Origin of the sequence: Microbacterium paraoxydans (assembly GCF_018224615.1) — a bacterium.
GTDB classification, from domain to species: Bacteria; Actinomycetota; Actinomycetes; order Actinomycetales; family Microbacteriaceae; genus Microbacterium; species Microbacterium paraoxydans_B.
This window is the reverse complement of the sequence record NZ_JAGTUK010000001.1, coordinates 678,078-691,334: the sequence shown is the minus strand read 5'-3', so window position 1 is coordinate 691,334 and position 13,257 is coordinate 678,078. Positions and strand designations below refer to the sequence as shown.

Annotated in this window: 12 protein-coding genes; 2 read left to right on the top strand and 10 right to left on the bottom strand. The window is 72.1% G+C overall.

Features of this window, described 5'->3' with window-relative positions:
- Positions 1-120: 120 nt before the first annotated feature.
- Together KE274_RS03240 and KE274_RS03235 are read left to right on the top strand one after the other, a co-directional pair.
- Positions 121-861, top strand: a complete 741-nt coding sequence (locus KE274_RS03240; protein ID WP_211541214.1) for an SDR family oxidoreductase — start codon at positions 121-123, stop codon at positions 859-861.
- A gap of 89 nt (positions 862-950) precedes the next feature.
- Positions 951-1,361 (top strand): VOC family protein, encoded by a 411-nt coding sequence (locus tag KE274_RS03235; protein WP_211541213.1) that lies wholly within the window; start codon positions 951-953, stop codon positions 1,359-1,361.
- Between the two features lie 12 nt (positions 1,362-1,373).
- On the opposite strand, the gene KE274_RS03230 is transcribed toward KE274_RS03235, so the two are convergent.
- The 10 genes from KE274_RS03230 to thrC all read right to left on the bottom strand — a co-directional run bounded on the left by KE274_RS03230 (position 1,374) and on the right by thrC (position 13,232).
- Positions 1,374-2,888 carry a helix-turn-helix domain-containing protein gene (locus KE274_RS03230; RefSeq protein ID WP_211541212.1) on the bottom strand — a complete coding sequence of 505 codons (1,515 nt, stop codon included), beginning with the start codon at positions 2,886-2,888 and terminating at the stop codon, positions 1,374-1,376.
- Positions 2,885-3,913 (bottom strand): S-methyl thiohydantoin desulfurase domain-containing protein, encoded by a 1,029-nt coding sequence (locus tag KE274_RS03225; protein ID WP_211541210.1) that lies wholly within the window; start codon positions 3,911-3,913, stop codon positions 2,885-2,887. Before KE274_RS03225 ends, KE274_RS03230 begins: the two co-directional genes overlap by 4 nt.
- 10 nt (positions 3,914-3,923) lie before the next feature.
- Positions 3,924-5,027, bottom strand: a complete 1,104-nt coding sequence (locus KE274_RS03220) for a DUF917 domain-containing protein (protein WP_211541208.1) — start codon at positions 5,025-5,027, stop codon at positions 3,924-3,926.
- Positions 5,024-6,124, bottom strand: a complete 1,101-nt coding sequence (locus KE274_RS03215; RefSeq protein ID WP_211541203.1) for a DUF917 domain-containing protein — start codon at positions 6,122-6,124, stop codon at positions 5,024-5,026. Before KE274_RS03215 ends, KE274_RS03220 begins: the two co-directional genes overlap by 4 nt.
- A 1-nt stretch (position 6,125) precedes the next feature.
- On the bottom strand, positions 6,126-7,673 hold the full coding sequence (locus KE274_RS03210; protein ID WP_211541202.1) for a hydantoinase/oxoprolinase N-terminal domain-containing protein: 1,548 nt from the start codon (positions 7,671-7,673) through the stop codon (positions 6,126-6,128).
- Positions 7,674-7,707: 34 nt separating this feature from the next.
- Positions 7,708-9,048 (bottom strand): purine-cytosine permease family protein, encoded by a 1,341-nt coding sequence (locus tag KE274_RS03205; protein ID WP_211541199.1) that lies wholly within the window; start codon positions 9,046-9,048, stop codon positions 7,708-7,710.
- Between the two features lie 130 nt (positions 9,049-9,178).
- Positions 9,179-9,766 carry a TetR/AcrR family transcriptional regulator gene (locus tag KE274_RS03200; protein WP_211541198.1) on the bottom strand — a complete coding sequence of 196 codons (588 nt, stop codon included), beginning with the start codon at positions 9,764-9,766 and terminating at the stop codon, positions 9,179-9,181.
- A gap of 3 nt (positions 9,767-9,769) precedes the next feature.
- A complete protein-coding gene (locus KE274_RS03195) occupies positions 9,770-11,056 on the bottom strand; it encodes an ABC transporter permease (RefSeq protein WP_211541195.1) in 1,287 nt (428 codons plus the stop codon).
- Positions 11,053-11,772 carry an ABC transporter ATP-binding protein gene (locus KE274_RS03190; protein ID WP_211541193.1) on the bottom strand — a complete coding sequence of 240 codons (720 nt, stop codon included), beginning with the start codon at positions 11,770-11,772 and terminating at the stop codon, positions 11,053-11,055. Before KE274_RS03190 ends, KE274_RS03195 begins: the two co-directional genes overlap by 4 nt.
- A gap of 56 nt (positions 11,773-11,828) precedes the next feature.
- Positions 11,829-13,232, bottom strand: coding sequence for a threonine synthase (gene thrC, locus KE274_RS03185; protein ID WP_211541192.1), 1,404 nt, complete (start codon positions 13,230-13,232; stop codon positions 11,829-11,831).
- Positions 13,233-13,257: the final 25 nt, after the last annotated feature.

Here is a 13,257-nt window from a genome sequence, read left to right as displayed (position 1 = left end):
CTCCTATCCTGGCCCTGCGGCGCACGGACCGACACCGCGGATCTCACCGATCGCCTCACATTCCGGCGGGCTGCATCGTCGAAGAGGCAGGACCATCCCGAGACGAAGGAGAACGCACGCATGAGAATCGCTGTCGCCGGTGGCACCGGGGTCGTGGGCAGGCACACCGTGGACGCGGTGCGGGCGGTGGGACACGACGCCGTGGTGCTCAGCCGCTCGACCGGCGTCGACCTGGTGAGCGGGGTCGGCCTGGCGGAGGCGCTGGACGGCGCGGACGCGGTGATCGACGTCGCGAGCATCGAGACGCTGAAGGCGAGCGCGGCGATCGAGTTCTTCACCGCCGCGACCGGCAACCTCGTCGCGGCCGCGGCGGACGCGCGCGTGCGGCACGTGGTGTTGCTGTCGATCGTCGGCATCGACCGCATCCCCTACGACTACTACGCCGGCAAGGTCGCGCAGGAGAAGGTGGTCGCCGCGTCCCGCGTGCCGTGGACCATCCAGCGCGCCACCCAGTTCCACGAGTTCGCGGAACAGATGTTCGCCCGCGCGAAGCTCGGCCCGCTGCACGTCGCGCCGCGTGCGCGCACGCAACCGGTGGCCGCCCGCGAGGTGGGCCGGCGTCTCGCGGTGCTCGCCGCCGGGGAGCCGCGGGGTCGCGCGACCGATTTCGCCGGGCCACGGGAGGAGCAGCTGGCCGACATGATCCGCGCATTCGCCCGGCACGAAGGCTATCGCGGGTGGGTTCCCGCGCTCGACGTGCCCGGTCCGCAGATGAAGGGCATGCGGGCCGGCGACGCGCTGCCGGGGCCCGACGCGGACCGCGGCACGCAGACCTTCGCGGAGTGGCTCGCGGCCCGCTGAGGCCGGCGCACCACGGACGGACTCTTGCGGCGGGGGTGGCCCGGGCGCACACTGAGCGTGCGGGGCACCCACCACGACCAGGAGCGACCATGGCGAACCTCAACCCCTACCTGTCCTTCCGCACCGAGGCGCGTGCGGCGATGGAGTTCTACCAGAGCGTGCTCGGCGGCGAGCTCGACATCAGCGTGTTCGGCGATTTCCCCGACATGGTGCAGGACCCCGACCAGCGCGACCTCGTGATGCACGCGCAGCTCACCACGCCGGACGGGCTCGTGCTGATGGCCTCGGACACCCCCGACGGCATGCCCTACGAGAAGCCGCAGGGCATCTCCGTGTCGCTGAGCGGCAACACACAGGAGGAGACGCAGCGGGTGTGGGACGGGCTCGCCGAGGGCGCCACGATCACGATGCCGCTCGACGTTCCGCCGTGGGGCGGGACGTTCGGCATGCTCGTCGACCGGTTCGGCATCGCCTGGATGCTGCACGGCGACCCCGAGTAGACCCCGCCGAGCTCAGCGCGGCAGCACCGCCCGGCACGCCAGGTGCAGGGCCAGCCGCGCCTCCGGATCGCTCATGTCGATCCCGAGCAGCTCCTGCACCCGGCGGATCCGCACCATGACCGTGTTGCGGTGCAGGCCCAGCGCGGCCGCGGTCGCCGCGATCCCCGACTCGTGGTCCAGATAGGCCGACAGCGTGGTGAGCAGTTCCCCGCCGCCGTCCGCGAGCGGCGCGAGCAGCGACTGCGCCGCCGGCACGAACGTGTCGTTCCCCGTCCACGCGAGCAGCAGTTGCTCCAGCCCGAGGCTGTCCACGCGCACGAACCAGCCCGTGGCCGAGCGATCGGCGGCGATGCGTGCCGCGTCCCCCGCCTCGTCGAGCGTGGCGGCCAGCCCCTCCGCACCGCTCTGCAACGACCCGACACCGGTCGCGACCGCGAAGTCGCGCAGGGCGCCGAGGTGCACGTCGCGCAGCGCCCCGACCGCACGCTCCACCCGGTCGGGCCCTGGGGCCTCGGCGAACGACAGCCAGCCGCTGATGCCACGGCCCGCCGTGGTCGCGTGGGCCTCGGCGTCGATCGCGCTGAGGGCGGGGCTGATCGACCGCAGCAGCGCCAGCGGGTCGAGCCGGCCGCGGGCGACCGTGCGGAACCCGAGGTGGTGTCCGCCGGTGCGCCACCCGCGCTCTGCCATCCGCCGTTCCACGTCCGGGTCCGGAGCGCCGCGCAGTTCCACGAAGTCGCGGAGCAGACCGGACGATGCGGCGACGTCGTTGACCGCGGCGATCTCGTCGATCAGGATCCGCGCCGCGACGGCCGGCATCGCCACCTCCGCCGCGACCGTGAGCGACTGCAGCTGCGCCTCGCCGAGACCGTGACCGAACAGCGCGAGCCGCAGCCCGGAGCGCCCGGGACTGTCCACGCGTACCGAGGCCGCGGCGTCGCCGTCCGCACGTGCGGCATCGGTCCACGCGTCGAACCGGATCTCCCGGTGCAGCGCCTCGCTCAGGTGTCCCCCGGCCTCCCGCAGCACCCCCGCGCCGTCGATCAGCGCGACGCCGAGTCCCAGGTTCGCCGCGAGATGCCCGAGCAGGTCGCTCAGGTCGTCGGCGGCATATTCGAACGACTGCGCGACCTTGCGCACCCGGGTGAGCGTGAGCGCGTCGCGCGCCTCGATCAGCATCCAGCAGGCCTTGGAGAGCTGTACCGGCCGCTCCACGTCGAGCAGCGTGAGACCGAGCCGGGCCGCAAGCCGCACGGCACCGCGGTCGATGCCGGCCGCCCCGGGCAGCGCGAGTCCGGTGAAGCCGCGGTCGCGCACCCGGCGCAGCATCGCGTCCTGCTGCCAGGTGGTGCGCGGAGCGGCGGCCGTGAGGATCGCGAGGCCGCCCGGGCCCGGCGTCGGAAGATCGGTCTCCTCGGCCTCCACCGACACGGTGTCCCAGACGGCGTCGGCGGGCCCGGCGACGTGGCGCAGCGCCCCGTTCTCGTCCTGCACGAGCAGCGCGGCCAGGGGCAGGGCGGCGCTCATGCGGCGTCCAGCCCGTCGAGTCCGTACGCCGACGGCACGATGCGGGCGCGGCGCTCCGGTCGCGCGCTCCACCAGTCGGGGGCGGGCAGCGCGAGCACCACGACGTGCCGCGCCAGGCTCAGCTCGGTGACCTCGAGGATCTCGCGCGACACCGCGTCGAGGACCACGATCACTTCGGGGGCCGCAGCCACCAGCATCCCGTCGGTGAGCACGGCGAGGGTCTCGGACCGCGCGACCACGCGGTGCACCGTGCCGCCGATGCCCGCCACCTCGATCGCGCTCACGTGCGGGTCGGTCGCCGAGGGCGCGACCGACAGGATCCGCCCCTCCGCGAGCAGCTCGCCGCCCAGGGCCTCCGCGAGCAGCGGGGGCGCGAGCCGCGCGTGCGCCAGGAACGACCGCCCGAGCTCGAGCGCCCTGGCCAGATGCCCCTCGATCGCGTGCTCCCGCAGGTCGCCCACCGTGAACCCGGCGAGCACCGCGCAGCCCACTCCCCCGGCCTGGATGATCGCCGACCGCACGACCCGTTCCGCGTCGATGGCCCTGGTCGCCTCGACGAGCGCCACGCCGTCCGCGCCGGTCTCGCACGCGAACACGAGGCCCGGCACGCGGTCGACGAACAGCGACATCTGGTCGAGCCCCGGCACCGCGCGACCCGTGCAGTCGGCGTCCACCACGGTGTGCGAGCCCGCGAGCGTCAGGGGTGCCAGTCCGTTCATGCCACCGCCCTCGAGCGAGCACACCGCCGGCACCGGATGACCGAGCCAGCGCTCGGCCGCCCGCAGCAGCGCCCCGAACGGCTCGGCCCCGGGCATCCGCTCGCTCAGGAGCATGGTGGAGCCGACGAACGCGACGCCGAGGCACGGGGTCGCCGGGTCGAGCGCCGACACCGGGGCGATATCGATCGGCCAGTCCTCGGCGGCGGCCAGCATGAGCTCGAGCATCGTGGTGGAGCCGCCCCCGCCCGAGCCGAGGAGGGCGTAGCCGCGGGCGAGCGCCACCACGTCCTCCCGCTCCAGCCTCATGCCGACCAGCCTAGGACGCGCCCGCCCCCTCGACAGGGCGGAACGGCTCCGTCAGCCCGAAGGCCGCCGGGCCGAACGCGGCCAGGGCCTCTGGCGTGCGCATCATGTCGGGCGTGGAGATGCCGAGCACCCGCACGCGCTGGCCGTAGCGCAGCCCCTCGGTCGTGATCGGCTCCGCGGTCTCGTGATCGACCACGCAGATCAGGTCGGGCACGATGGCCAGCAGTGCGTCCCCGCGGCGGGCCGTGAGGTTCTCGTTCTGGAAGGCGATCTCGACCGCGTCGCCCTCGTCGGCACCAAGCGGGGCGATGACCGCGCGGCCCTTCGCGAAACCCTCGGTGGTCCGGCGTTCGACGTCGACGACCTTGCCGACGCACAGCTCCCGCACGTGCGGGTAGAGCGTGGTCGCGAGCGTGTCGGCGATCGCCTCGAACGGCGAGCGGTGCTGTTCGCGTGCGAGCCGGATCGCCCTGCCCAGCGCGAGGGCCATCGAGATCGTGCGCGGCACGGCCGTGCGGCGCACGTCCGCCCCCGTCATGGCGTACTCGGCGATGTGGCCGACCCCGCCCAGACGGATCGTGATGCCGCGCGCGAGCCACTCCATCTGCCGGTCGTCGTCTCCCGTGTCGATCACGACCCGTTCGCCACGCTCCCCGGCGAGCGCGAGCGGCGAACCGTGCACGCCGTACACCGCGAAGGTCTCCATCGACAGCTCGGGGAACGCGCGGCCCATGCCGTCGGCGTCCACCACCGGCAACCCGGTCTCGGCGGCCACGATCAGCGGGATCATCGAGTTGATGCCGCCGCACTCGATCGGCATGGTCGCATCGGCCGTGCGCCCGAGGTGCTCCTCGAGCGTGCGCAGGGCCAGCGTGGGCTCGGTGCCGGCGGGGATCTTCTCCACCATGACCGTCGGGGCGCCCATCTGCGCGGTGGGGATCACGAACAGGTCGTCCGCCAGCTCGTCCGGGTCGAGGATCGTGATGCTGCCGTCGCCGAGCACCCGCTCCACGAGCATCTTGCCGATGTAGGGGTCGCCGCCGCCGCCCGTGCCGAGCAGCGTCGCGCCGCGGGCGAGGTCGGGAAGGTCGGCGGCCGTGAGCTGCCAGCTCATGCGGCCGCCCCCGCGGTGGCGTCGGCGGCGGACACCGAGCCGTCGAAGCGGTGCGCCGGGAGGTCGTAGCCGAAGTACCCGGGGCCCACCATGGCCAGCGCCTCCGCGGAGTGCCAGCGCTCGTCGGCCGGAGCCGCGATCACCCGCACGCGCTGGCCGTAGCGCAGCCCCTCGGTCGTGATCGGCTCGCCCGACTCGCCGTCGAGCACCATGATGAGGTCGGGTGTGGTCGCGAGGATCGCGCCGTCGGCCTCGGCCACCAGGTGCTCGTTCTGGAACTGGAGCGTGAGCGTGGTGCCGCCGTCGCCGTCGATGCGCGCACGACCGCGGGCGAACCCGGTCGTGGTGGCGCGGTTGACGTCGACCACCTTGCCGCCGAACAGCTCGCGCCCGCCGAGCAGCTCCACGACCGCGGCGACCGGGTCGGTCTTCTCGTCCCGCGCCGTGGCGATGCTCCGGCCGATCTCGATGCAGCGCGACAGCGACCCGGACACGAGCGACTCGCGCGCGGCGCTGCCCGACATCGAGAAGCCCGAGATCATGACGGAGCAGCCCATCTCGACGCACGCGACGCGGGCGATGCGCTCGGTCCACGAGTTGTCGGCGGTCTGCAGCACGCCCGTGTTGCCCTTCTCGTCGCTGAACGCGAGCGGTGACGCGGTCACGCCGTACAGCGTCGGCAGCACCATCTGCAGCTCGGGGAACGCGCGGCCCATGCCGTCGGCGTCGACCAGGGGCAGTCCGAGCGCGGCAGCCGCGGCGATCGGGATGGTGGAGTTGACGCCGCCGACCTCGGCGCACGCGATGTGCGTGACCGGGCGGCCGAGGTGGATGCCGAGGGCCTTGACCGGCTCGATGACCTCGGCCAGGCTCGGCAGCTTCTCCACCATGACGGTGGGCGCGCCCATCATCGCGACGAACAGCACCAGGGCTTCGTCGGGCACCTCGTCGAGGCCCACCACGGTGACGTCACCGGAGGCGAGGGCCTGACGGGCGAGCAGCGCGCCGATGTACGGGTCGCCGCCGCCGCCGGTGCCGAGCACGGCGGCCCCGCGCGCGAGTCCGTCGATGTGGTCGGGGGTGATGGTCCAGCTCATGTCACGCCCCCATGTCGAGGTCGCCGACGGCCTTGACGCGGATGCGCGTGGCGTTGCCGGGCAGATACGGGATCGGCACCTCGTCGAAGTCGATGATCGACACGGTGGACGGCTTGGCGCCCGCGGCGATGGCCTTGTCGACGGCCTCCGCGCGCACCTCGGCGAGCGTCTCCTCGCGGCGACCGGGCTCGATCGCGTACACCTTGTCGATCTCACCGCCGACCTGGGCGATCGAGGCGCCGATGGCGTTCGCGACCGCGTAGTTCTCCGGACGGTGCACGGTGCCGAACAGCGGCAGCTCGTCGGGCAGCAGGATGGAGCCGCCGCCGACCGCGACGACCGCGATGGGCTCCGGGGACGTGCGCATGCGGTCGACCGCTTCGGACACGCGCTCGGCGATGCGCGCGAGCACGCGCTCCACGAACGCGGGGTCGAGGTGCGCCACGCGACTCGGGTCGCCCACGTGCGCGCGACCGGCCGCCACCGCGATGTCCGTCGCGGTGAGGGTCGAGCCGCCGAACACGAGCGCCTCGGTCGTGAGCTTGTAGCCCACCGACGCCGGGCCGACCTCGGCGGTCTCCTCGTCGACGATGCTGCCGCCGCCGATGCCCAGCGACAGCACGTCGGGCATGCGGAAGTTCGTGCGGATCCCGGCCACCTTGACCTCATTGGCCGTCTCGCGCGGGAAGCCGTTGAGCAGCAGCCCGATGTCGGCCGTTGTCCCACCCACGTCGATCACGGCGCAGTCGTCCAGCCCGCTGGTCGCGGCGGCCCCGCGCATCGAGTTGGTCGGACCGGAGGCGAACGTGGCGACCGGGTAGCGGCGCACGTAGTCCTCGTCCATGAGCGTGCCGTCGTTCTGGCTGAGGAAGATCGGCGCCTCGATGCCCTGCGCACGCACGGCCGAGGTGAGACCGTCGACGATCTCGGACGCGAGCTCGCGCAGCGCCGCGTTGATGATCGTGGCGTTCTCGCGCTCCAGCAGGCCGATCCGGCCGATCTCGTGCGAGAGGGAGATCGCCGCGTCGGCACCGAGCACCGACGCGACGATCTCGGCGGCCTGCACCTCGAGGTCGTGGTTGACCGGGCTGAACACGGAGGAGATGGCGACGGAGCGGATGCCGTGCGCCTTCATGTCCTCGGCGTGCGCACGGATCTCGTCCGGGTCGAGCGGCGAGATGGGGCGGCCGTCGAACTCGTAGCCGCCGTGGGCGAGGTAGCTGCGCGCCTGCGTCGCCTCCACCAGCACCTCCGGCCAGTCGATCAGCGGCGGCAGTGCCCGCGTCGCGGGGAGCCCGAGCCGGAGCGCCGCGACCGGGGCGAGCCGGCTGGCCTGCACGAGCGCGTTGATGAAGTGCGTCGTGCCGATCATGACGGCGTCGATGTCGGCGCCCTCGAAGGAGTGCCCCGCGCGCAGCTCCTCGATCGCCTGGACGATCCCGCTGGTCACGTCGGGCGTCGTGGAGTGCTTCACCCCCGCCAGGGTGCGCGTGCCGTCCATGAGGACGGCGTCGGTGTTGGTGCCGCCGACGTCGATGCCGATGTGCATGATTCTCGCTTTCGTGTGGTGGTTCGGTGCCGGGTCAGACCGCGGCGGGGGCGCTGTCGGCCGGGCTGGACTGGCGCGTGGTCGCGACGCCGACGCCGCGGACCCAGCCGAGCTTGCCCGCCACGATGTACAGCACCATGGAGAGGAACAGGCTGAGCAGGGACGGGATCCCCCAGGTGACGAAGTAGCCGACCAGCGACGACACGAGCCAGACGACGATGGTCGCCGGGACGATGCGCGGGGCGGTCGCGGGGAGCGTGCCGACCTCGCGCGTGGCGTCGAGCTCGGGCCGCCAGCGGCGCACCACGTAGTACTCGGCGACCATGATGCCGGCGATGGGCGGGAAGGCGACGCTCAGCACGATCAGGAACTCGGTGAACTGTCCGAGGATGCCGACCGCGGCGAGCACCGAGCCGACCACGCCGAGCACGATCGTGGTGCTCACGCGGTGCAGGTTCTTGCCGAACGCGGTGGAGATGAAGTTCACCAGGCCGAGCGTGGAGGAGTACAGGTTCCAGTCGTTGATCTTGAGCGTGCCGGTCAGCACGATGAACAGGCCGATGAACCCGACCGAGGAGGTGACGATCGCGACGATGTCGCCCGTGGCCGCGGCGTGGGCGAGCAGCACGCCCGCCAGGCCGATCACGAACTCGCCGAGCGAGACGCCGAGCACGGTCTGCTTGACCACGTCGGCGCGCGAGCGGTTGAACCGCGTCATGTCGCCGGTGATGATCGCGCCGACGATCAGGCCGCCCGCGACGATGCCGGTGCCCGCCCACACGCTCATGGTGGGGCCGGGGGCAGGTCCCGTCAGCAGCTCGCCGATGTCGTGACGGCTCAGCTCGGAGATGACCGACCAGCCGACGAGGATGAGGAACAGCGGCACGGTGATGTTCGCGAGCCACTGCATGCCCACGAAGCCGAACGCGACGATGGCGGTGACGGCGAGCCCGAAGATCAGGCTCCACGCCCACACCGGCAGGGCGCCGGGCATCAGGGCGTCGAGCGACTGGGCCGAGATCGCCGACTGGATGCCGAACCAGCCGATCAGGCTGATGCCGATCGCGAGGCCGACCAGGGAGGCGCCGATCTCGCCGAAGCCGGTCCAGCGGGCGAGGAGGGCGGTGTTCAGGCCCTCGCGCTGGCCGATGAAGCCGACCACGCACATGATCACCTCGAGGATGATCGAACCGAACAGGAAGGCGAGGACGGCCTCGCCGAACGTCATGCTGTAGCCGAGGGTCGCGCCGAGGAGGAACTGCGAGAGGGCAGAGACCTGACCGAATCGCTGCACCGCGATACCGAACCAGGGGCGGCGGGCCTCGGGGGTGACTCGGGAGAGCGCGAAGTCGTCTGCGTGCGCCGTGCGTGCCATGAGGATCCTTCGGGAGGAGGAGGGAACGGGTTGCGGCCACAGTAGCCACCGCCCCTCCCCGCCCGACATGTGCGTTCTGCACGAACATGTCCCGCCGCTGTGCAACCTGCACAAGCACCGGGCGAGGGGTCTAGAGCAAGCGGTCCCACACCCACCGGAGGTCGTCCAGCCCGGCGCCAGCCCCGCCGACCCGGCCGGACTGCAGCATCAGTGCGCTCGCGAGGCGCGTGAGCACGTCCGCCGCGGCATCCACCTGGGACGCGGGTCGCTCCCGGTCGAGCGCGCGCAGCTTGAGCCGGATGATCTCCCGCACCTCCTGAGCGAGCGGCAGCAGCCGGGCCGCCTGCCGCTCTGCCAGCGCCGGGGAGGCCGAGAGCACGCGTAGCCGCACCTCGAGGAGATCCTCCTGCCCGTCGCCCGCCGCCGGGAGTTCCACCAGCCCCAGCACTCCCGTGAGGACGCCGACGCCGCCGTCGCTGAGGTACTCCCGCACCCGCTGCTCGTTCAGCCGCGGCTGCGCGGTCCCCAGCAGCGCATCCTCCTTGGTCGGGAAGTGGTTGAAGAACGTGCGCTGCTTGACACCCGCCGCCGCGCAGATCTCATCGACCGTCAGCGCGGCAACGCCCTTCTCCGCAGCGAGTCGCACGGCCGCCGCTTCGATCGCGCGGGCGGTGGCCCGGCCGCGGGCATTGCTGTTCGTGGGAGACGACGCGGGCATGTTCTATTCGTAGCGCAGCGCGTCGATCGGGGTCTTGAGCGACGCGCGCCGTGCCGGGAGGGTCCCAGCGAGGAACGCCAGGACGACGATGAGCGCCACGACGCCGAGCATGCCCTGCGGCTGGAACAGCAGCAGATCGAGCCCCGCCAGCCCGGACAGCGGCCCCTGCGCGAGGGCGGCGTTCAGCGGAAGCCCCACGAGCACCGCGACCGCGACACCCAGAACGCTCCCGAGCAGCCCGATGACGGCCGCCTCGATGCTGAACAGGGCGAACACCCGCCCGTCGCTCTCGCCCATCGCCTTCATGAGCCCGATCTCGCGGGTCCGCTCCTGCACGCTCATCAGCAGCGTGTTGACGATGCCGAAGGCCGCGGCGAGCAGGGCGATCACCGCGAACGCGTTGAGGACTCCCGTGATGCCGCCGATGACGGTCTGCACGAGCCCGAGCTGATCCTGCACGGTCTGGGCGGTCATGCCCGCCGCGGCGATCTCCGCCTTCAGGTCGTCCACCGCGCCCTCACCGGCGGCGGGGTCGAATGTGGCGACCGCGGCGTGGTACCGCTCGGGTGCCGTCGAGCCCGCCCGCTGCTGCGCGGCCACCTCGTCGACGAGGGCCGCGTTCGCCCCGGCGCCCGCGTTCAGGAGGCTGGTGTTGGAGACGCCGACGATGGTGGCCTCGAGGGTGTGGGCTCCGCCCAGCACGTCGGTGAACCCGAGTTCGACCTCGCGGCCGACCGCGTCCTGGGCATCCTCCAGTCCGAGCGGCTCCACGTAGTCGAGCGGCAGGGTGATCTGGCGCTCCGACGACTCCGGGTCGAGCTGCGCTCCTGCCGCGAGGTCCGCCCTGGCGATCGACGAGGTCGGGGCGATCGCGAACTCGTAGCGGTCTCCGCCGGGCGCCTGGATCCAGTCGATCGCGACGGCGGACAGCGGGGTCACGGCCGAGAGCCCGTCGATGCGCTCCAGTGCGGAGATGTCGGCGGGAGTGAGGGCGCCTCCTCCCGTGAGCGGGTTGGCCGTGCCGCTGGCGGCGGTCGAGGTGTCGGGGTCGTACGGCTGCGGCCCCGAGTCGGTGCTCGCCGCCGAGGTGCCCGCCGAGACGAGCAGCACGTCGTCGGCTCCGAGCGCCGCGACCTGCTTCGCCACGTAGTCCGAGACGCCGGCACCGAGGGCGGTGGTGAGGGAGAGCGTGAACGCGCCGACGAACAGTGCGAGCACGGTCAGGGTCGTGCGCAGCTTGCTGCGGAACGTCTGGGCGATGGCCGTGCGGATCAGATCGAGCGCGCTCATGCCGCCACCTCCGTCGCGTCCCAGACCCTGCCGTCGCGCACCAGCACCCGCCGGTCGCACCGGGCGGCGAGGTCCTCGTCGTGCGTCACGATCACGAGCGTGATCCCGTGCTCCCGCTGGAGCGCGAACAACTCCTCCTCGACGACCGCACCGGTGCTGCTGTCGAGGTTGCCGGTCGGCTCATCGGCGAAGATCACCTCGGGCTCCGCGACGAGTGCCCTGGCCAGCACGACTCGCTGCTTCTGGCCGCCCGAGAGGTCGTTCGCCCGGTTGCGCGCCTTGTCCTCCAGGCCGAAGCGGCGCAGCGCGTCGAGTGCGCGCCGGCGGCGCTCCGCACTCGGGACACCCGCGATCTTCAGCGGCAGCATCACGTTCTCCAGCACCGAGGCGTTCGGCATCACGAAGAACTGCTGGAACACGAAGCCGAATCGCCGGTTGCGGATCCGGTTCACGGCGCGCGTGGGCAGTGCCGAGGCCGCTGTCCCGTCGACGAGGACCTCGCCCTCGTCCGGACGGTCGAGCAGCGCCAGCAGGTGCATGAGGGTGGACTTGCCTGACCCGCTCTTGCCCACGATCGCGAGGGATTCCCCGCGCACGACCTGCACGGAGACGTCGTCGAGAGCGCGGAACCGCCCGCTGCCCTTCCCGTACGACTTGGTCAGATGGCGCGCGTCGATCGCGAGGGGTGGCGGGGTCGCCGGACGAGATGCTTCCATGCAGACATGGTAGCAACAAATGGCAGTAACTGCCTAAAACTTGTGAAGGCGCCGGATCAGTGCAGCGCGTTCTCCTCGATGAAAGCCCGCAAAGCCCGCTCGTCGTCGGCCATCTCGGTCACGTTCTGGGGAGCGTCGAGCATCGCCCGCAGCTCGGGGGCGTACGCCAGCTCCACGCCGATCGCCTCGTGGATCGTCTCGGCGAACTTCTCCGGCTTGGCGGTCTCCAGCACCAGCATCGGCACGCCGGGCTCCACGTACTCGCGCGCGACCTTCACGCCATCGGCCGTGTGCGGATCGATCACCTCGCCCGACGCCTCGTACACCGTGCGGATGGTCGCCAGCCGGTCCTCGTGCGTCGAGGTGCCGCTGACGATGCCGAACTCCTCCGCGAACCGCTCCTGCTCCCCCGAGAAGTCGAAGAAGCCCTGGGCCTCCAGGTCGTCCCAGGCCCCCACGACGCGGGCCGGGTCGCGGTCGACCAGCTCGAAGATGAACCGCTCCAGGTTCGACGCCTTCGAGATGTCCATCGACGGGCTCGACGTGGCCAGGGTCTGCGCGGCGCTGCGGGGCCGGTACACCCCCGTGCGGAAGAACTCGTCCAGCACGTTGTTCTCGTTCGCCGCGAGCACCAGGCGCCGGATCGGCAGTCCCATCTGCTTCGCGAAGAACCCCGACAGGATGTTGCCGAAGTTGCCCGACGGCACCGTGAACGACACCTCGGCCCAGCCGCCCGCGTCGGTCGCGCGCAGCCACGCCCAGAAGTAGTACACGGTCTGCGCGGTGATGCGGGCGAGGTTGATCGAGTTGACGGCGCCGAGGTGCTGCGCCCGCTTGAAGTCGAGGTCGCCGGCCAGCCGCTTCACCAGGTTCTGGCAGTCGTCGAACACACCCTCCACCGCGATGTTGTGCACGTTCGCGTCGTCGAGGGAGAACATCTGCGCCCGCTGGAACGCGCTCATGCGCCCCTGCGGCGACAGCATGAACACGGCCACGCGCTCCTTGCCGCGCAGCGCGTGCTCGGCCGCGGACCCCGTGTCGCCCGACGTCGCGCCGAGGATGTTCAGCACGGAGCCCTGCCGCTCCAGCGTGTACTCCAGCACCTGGCCGAGGAACTGCATCGCCATGTCCTTGAACGCCAGCGTCGGCCCCTCGGAGAGCCCGACGAGGGTGAGGTCGTCGTCGATGCGGCGCAGCGGCACCACGCCGTCCGGGAAGTCCGCGTAGGCCGCGGCGGTCATGCGCGCGAGGTCCTCGCGGGGGATGTCGTTCGCGAACAGCCCCAGCACCTCGGTCGCGAGCTGCGGGTAGGTCAGGGCCCGCCAGCGCTCGAGCGTCTCTCCGTCCACCTCCGGCATCGTCTCCGGCACCGCCAGGCCCCCGTCGGGCGCGAGCCCCTCGAGCAGCGTCTCGCTGAAGGACTGCGGCTGCATGCCGCCACGGGTGGAGATGAACGGCACGGTGGCTCCTCGGCTCGGGACTCGG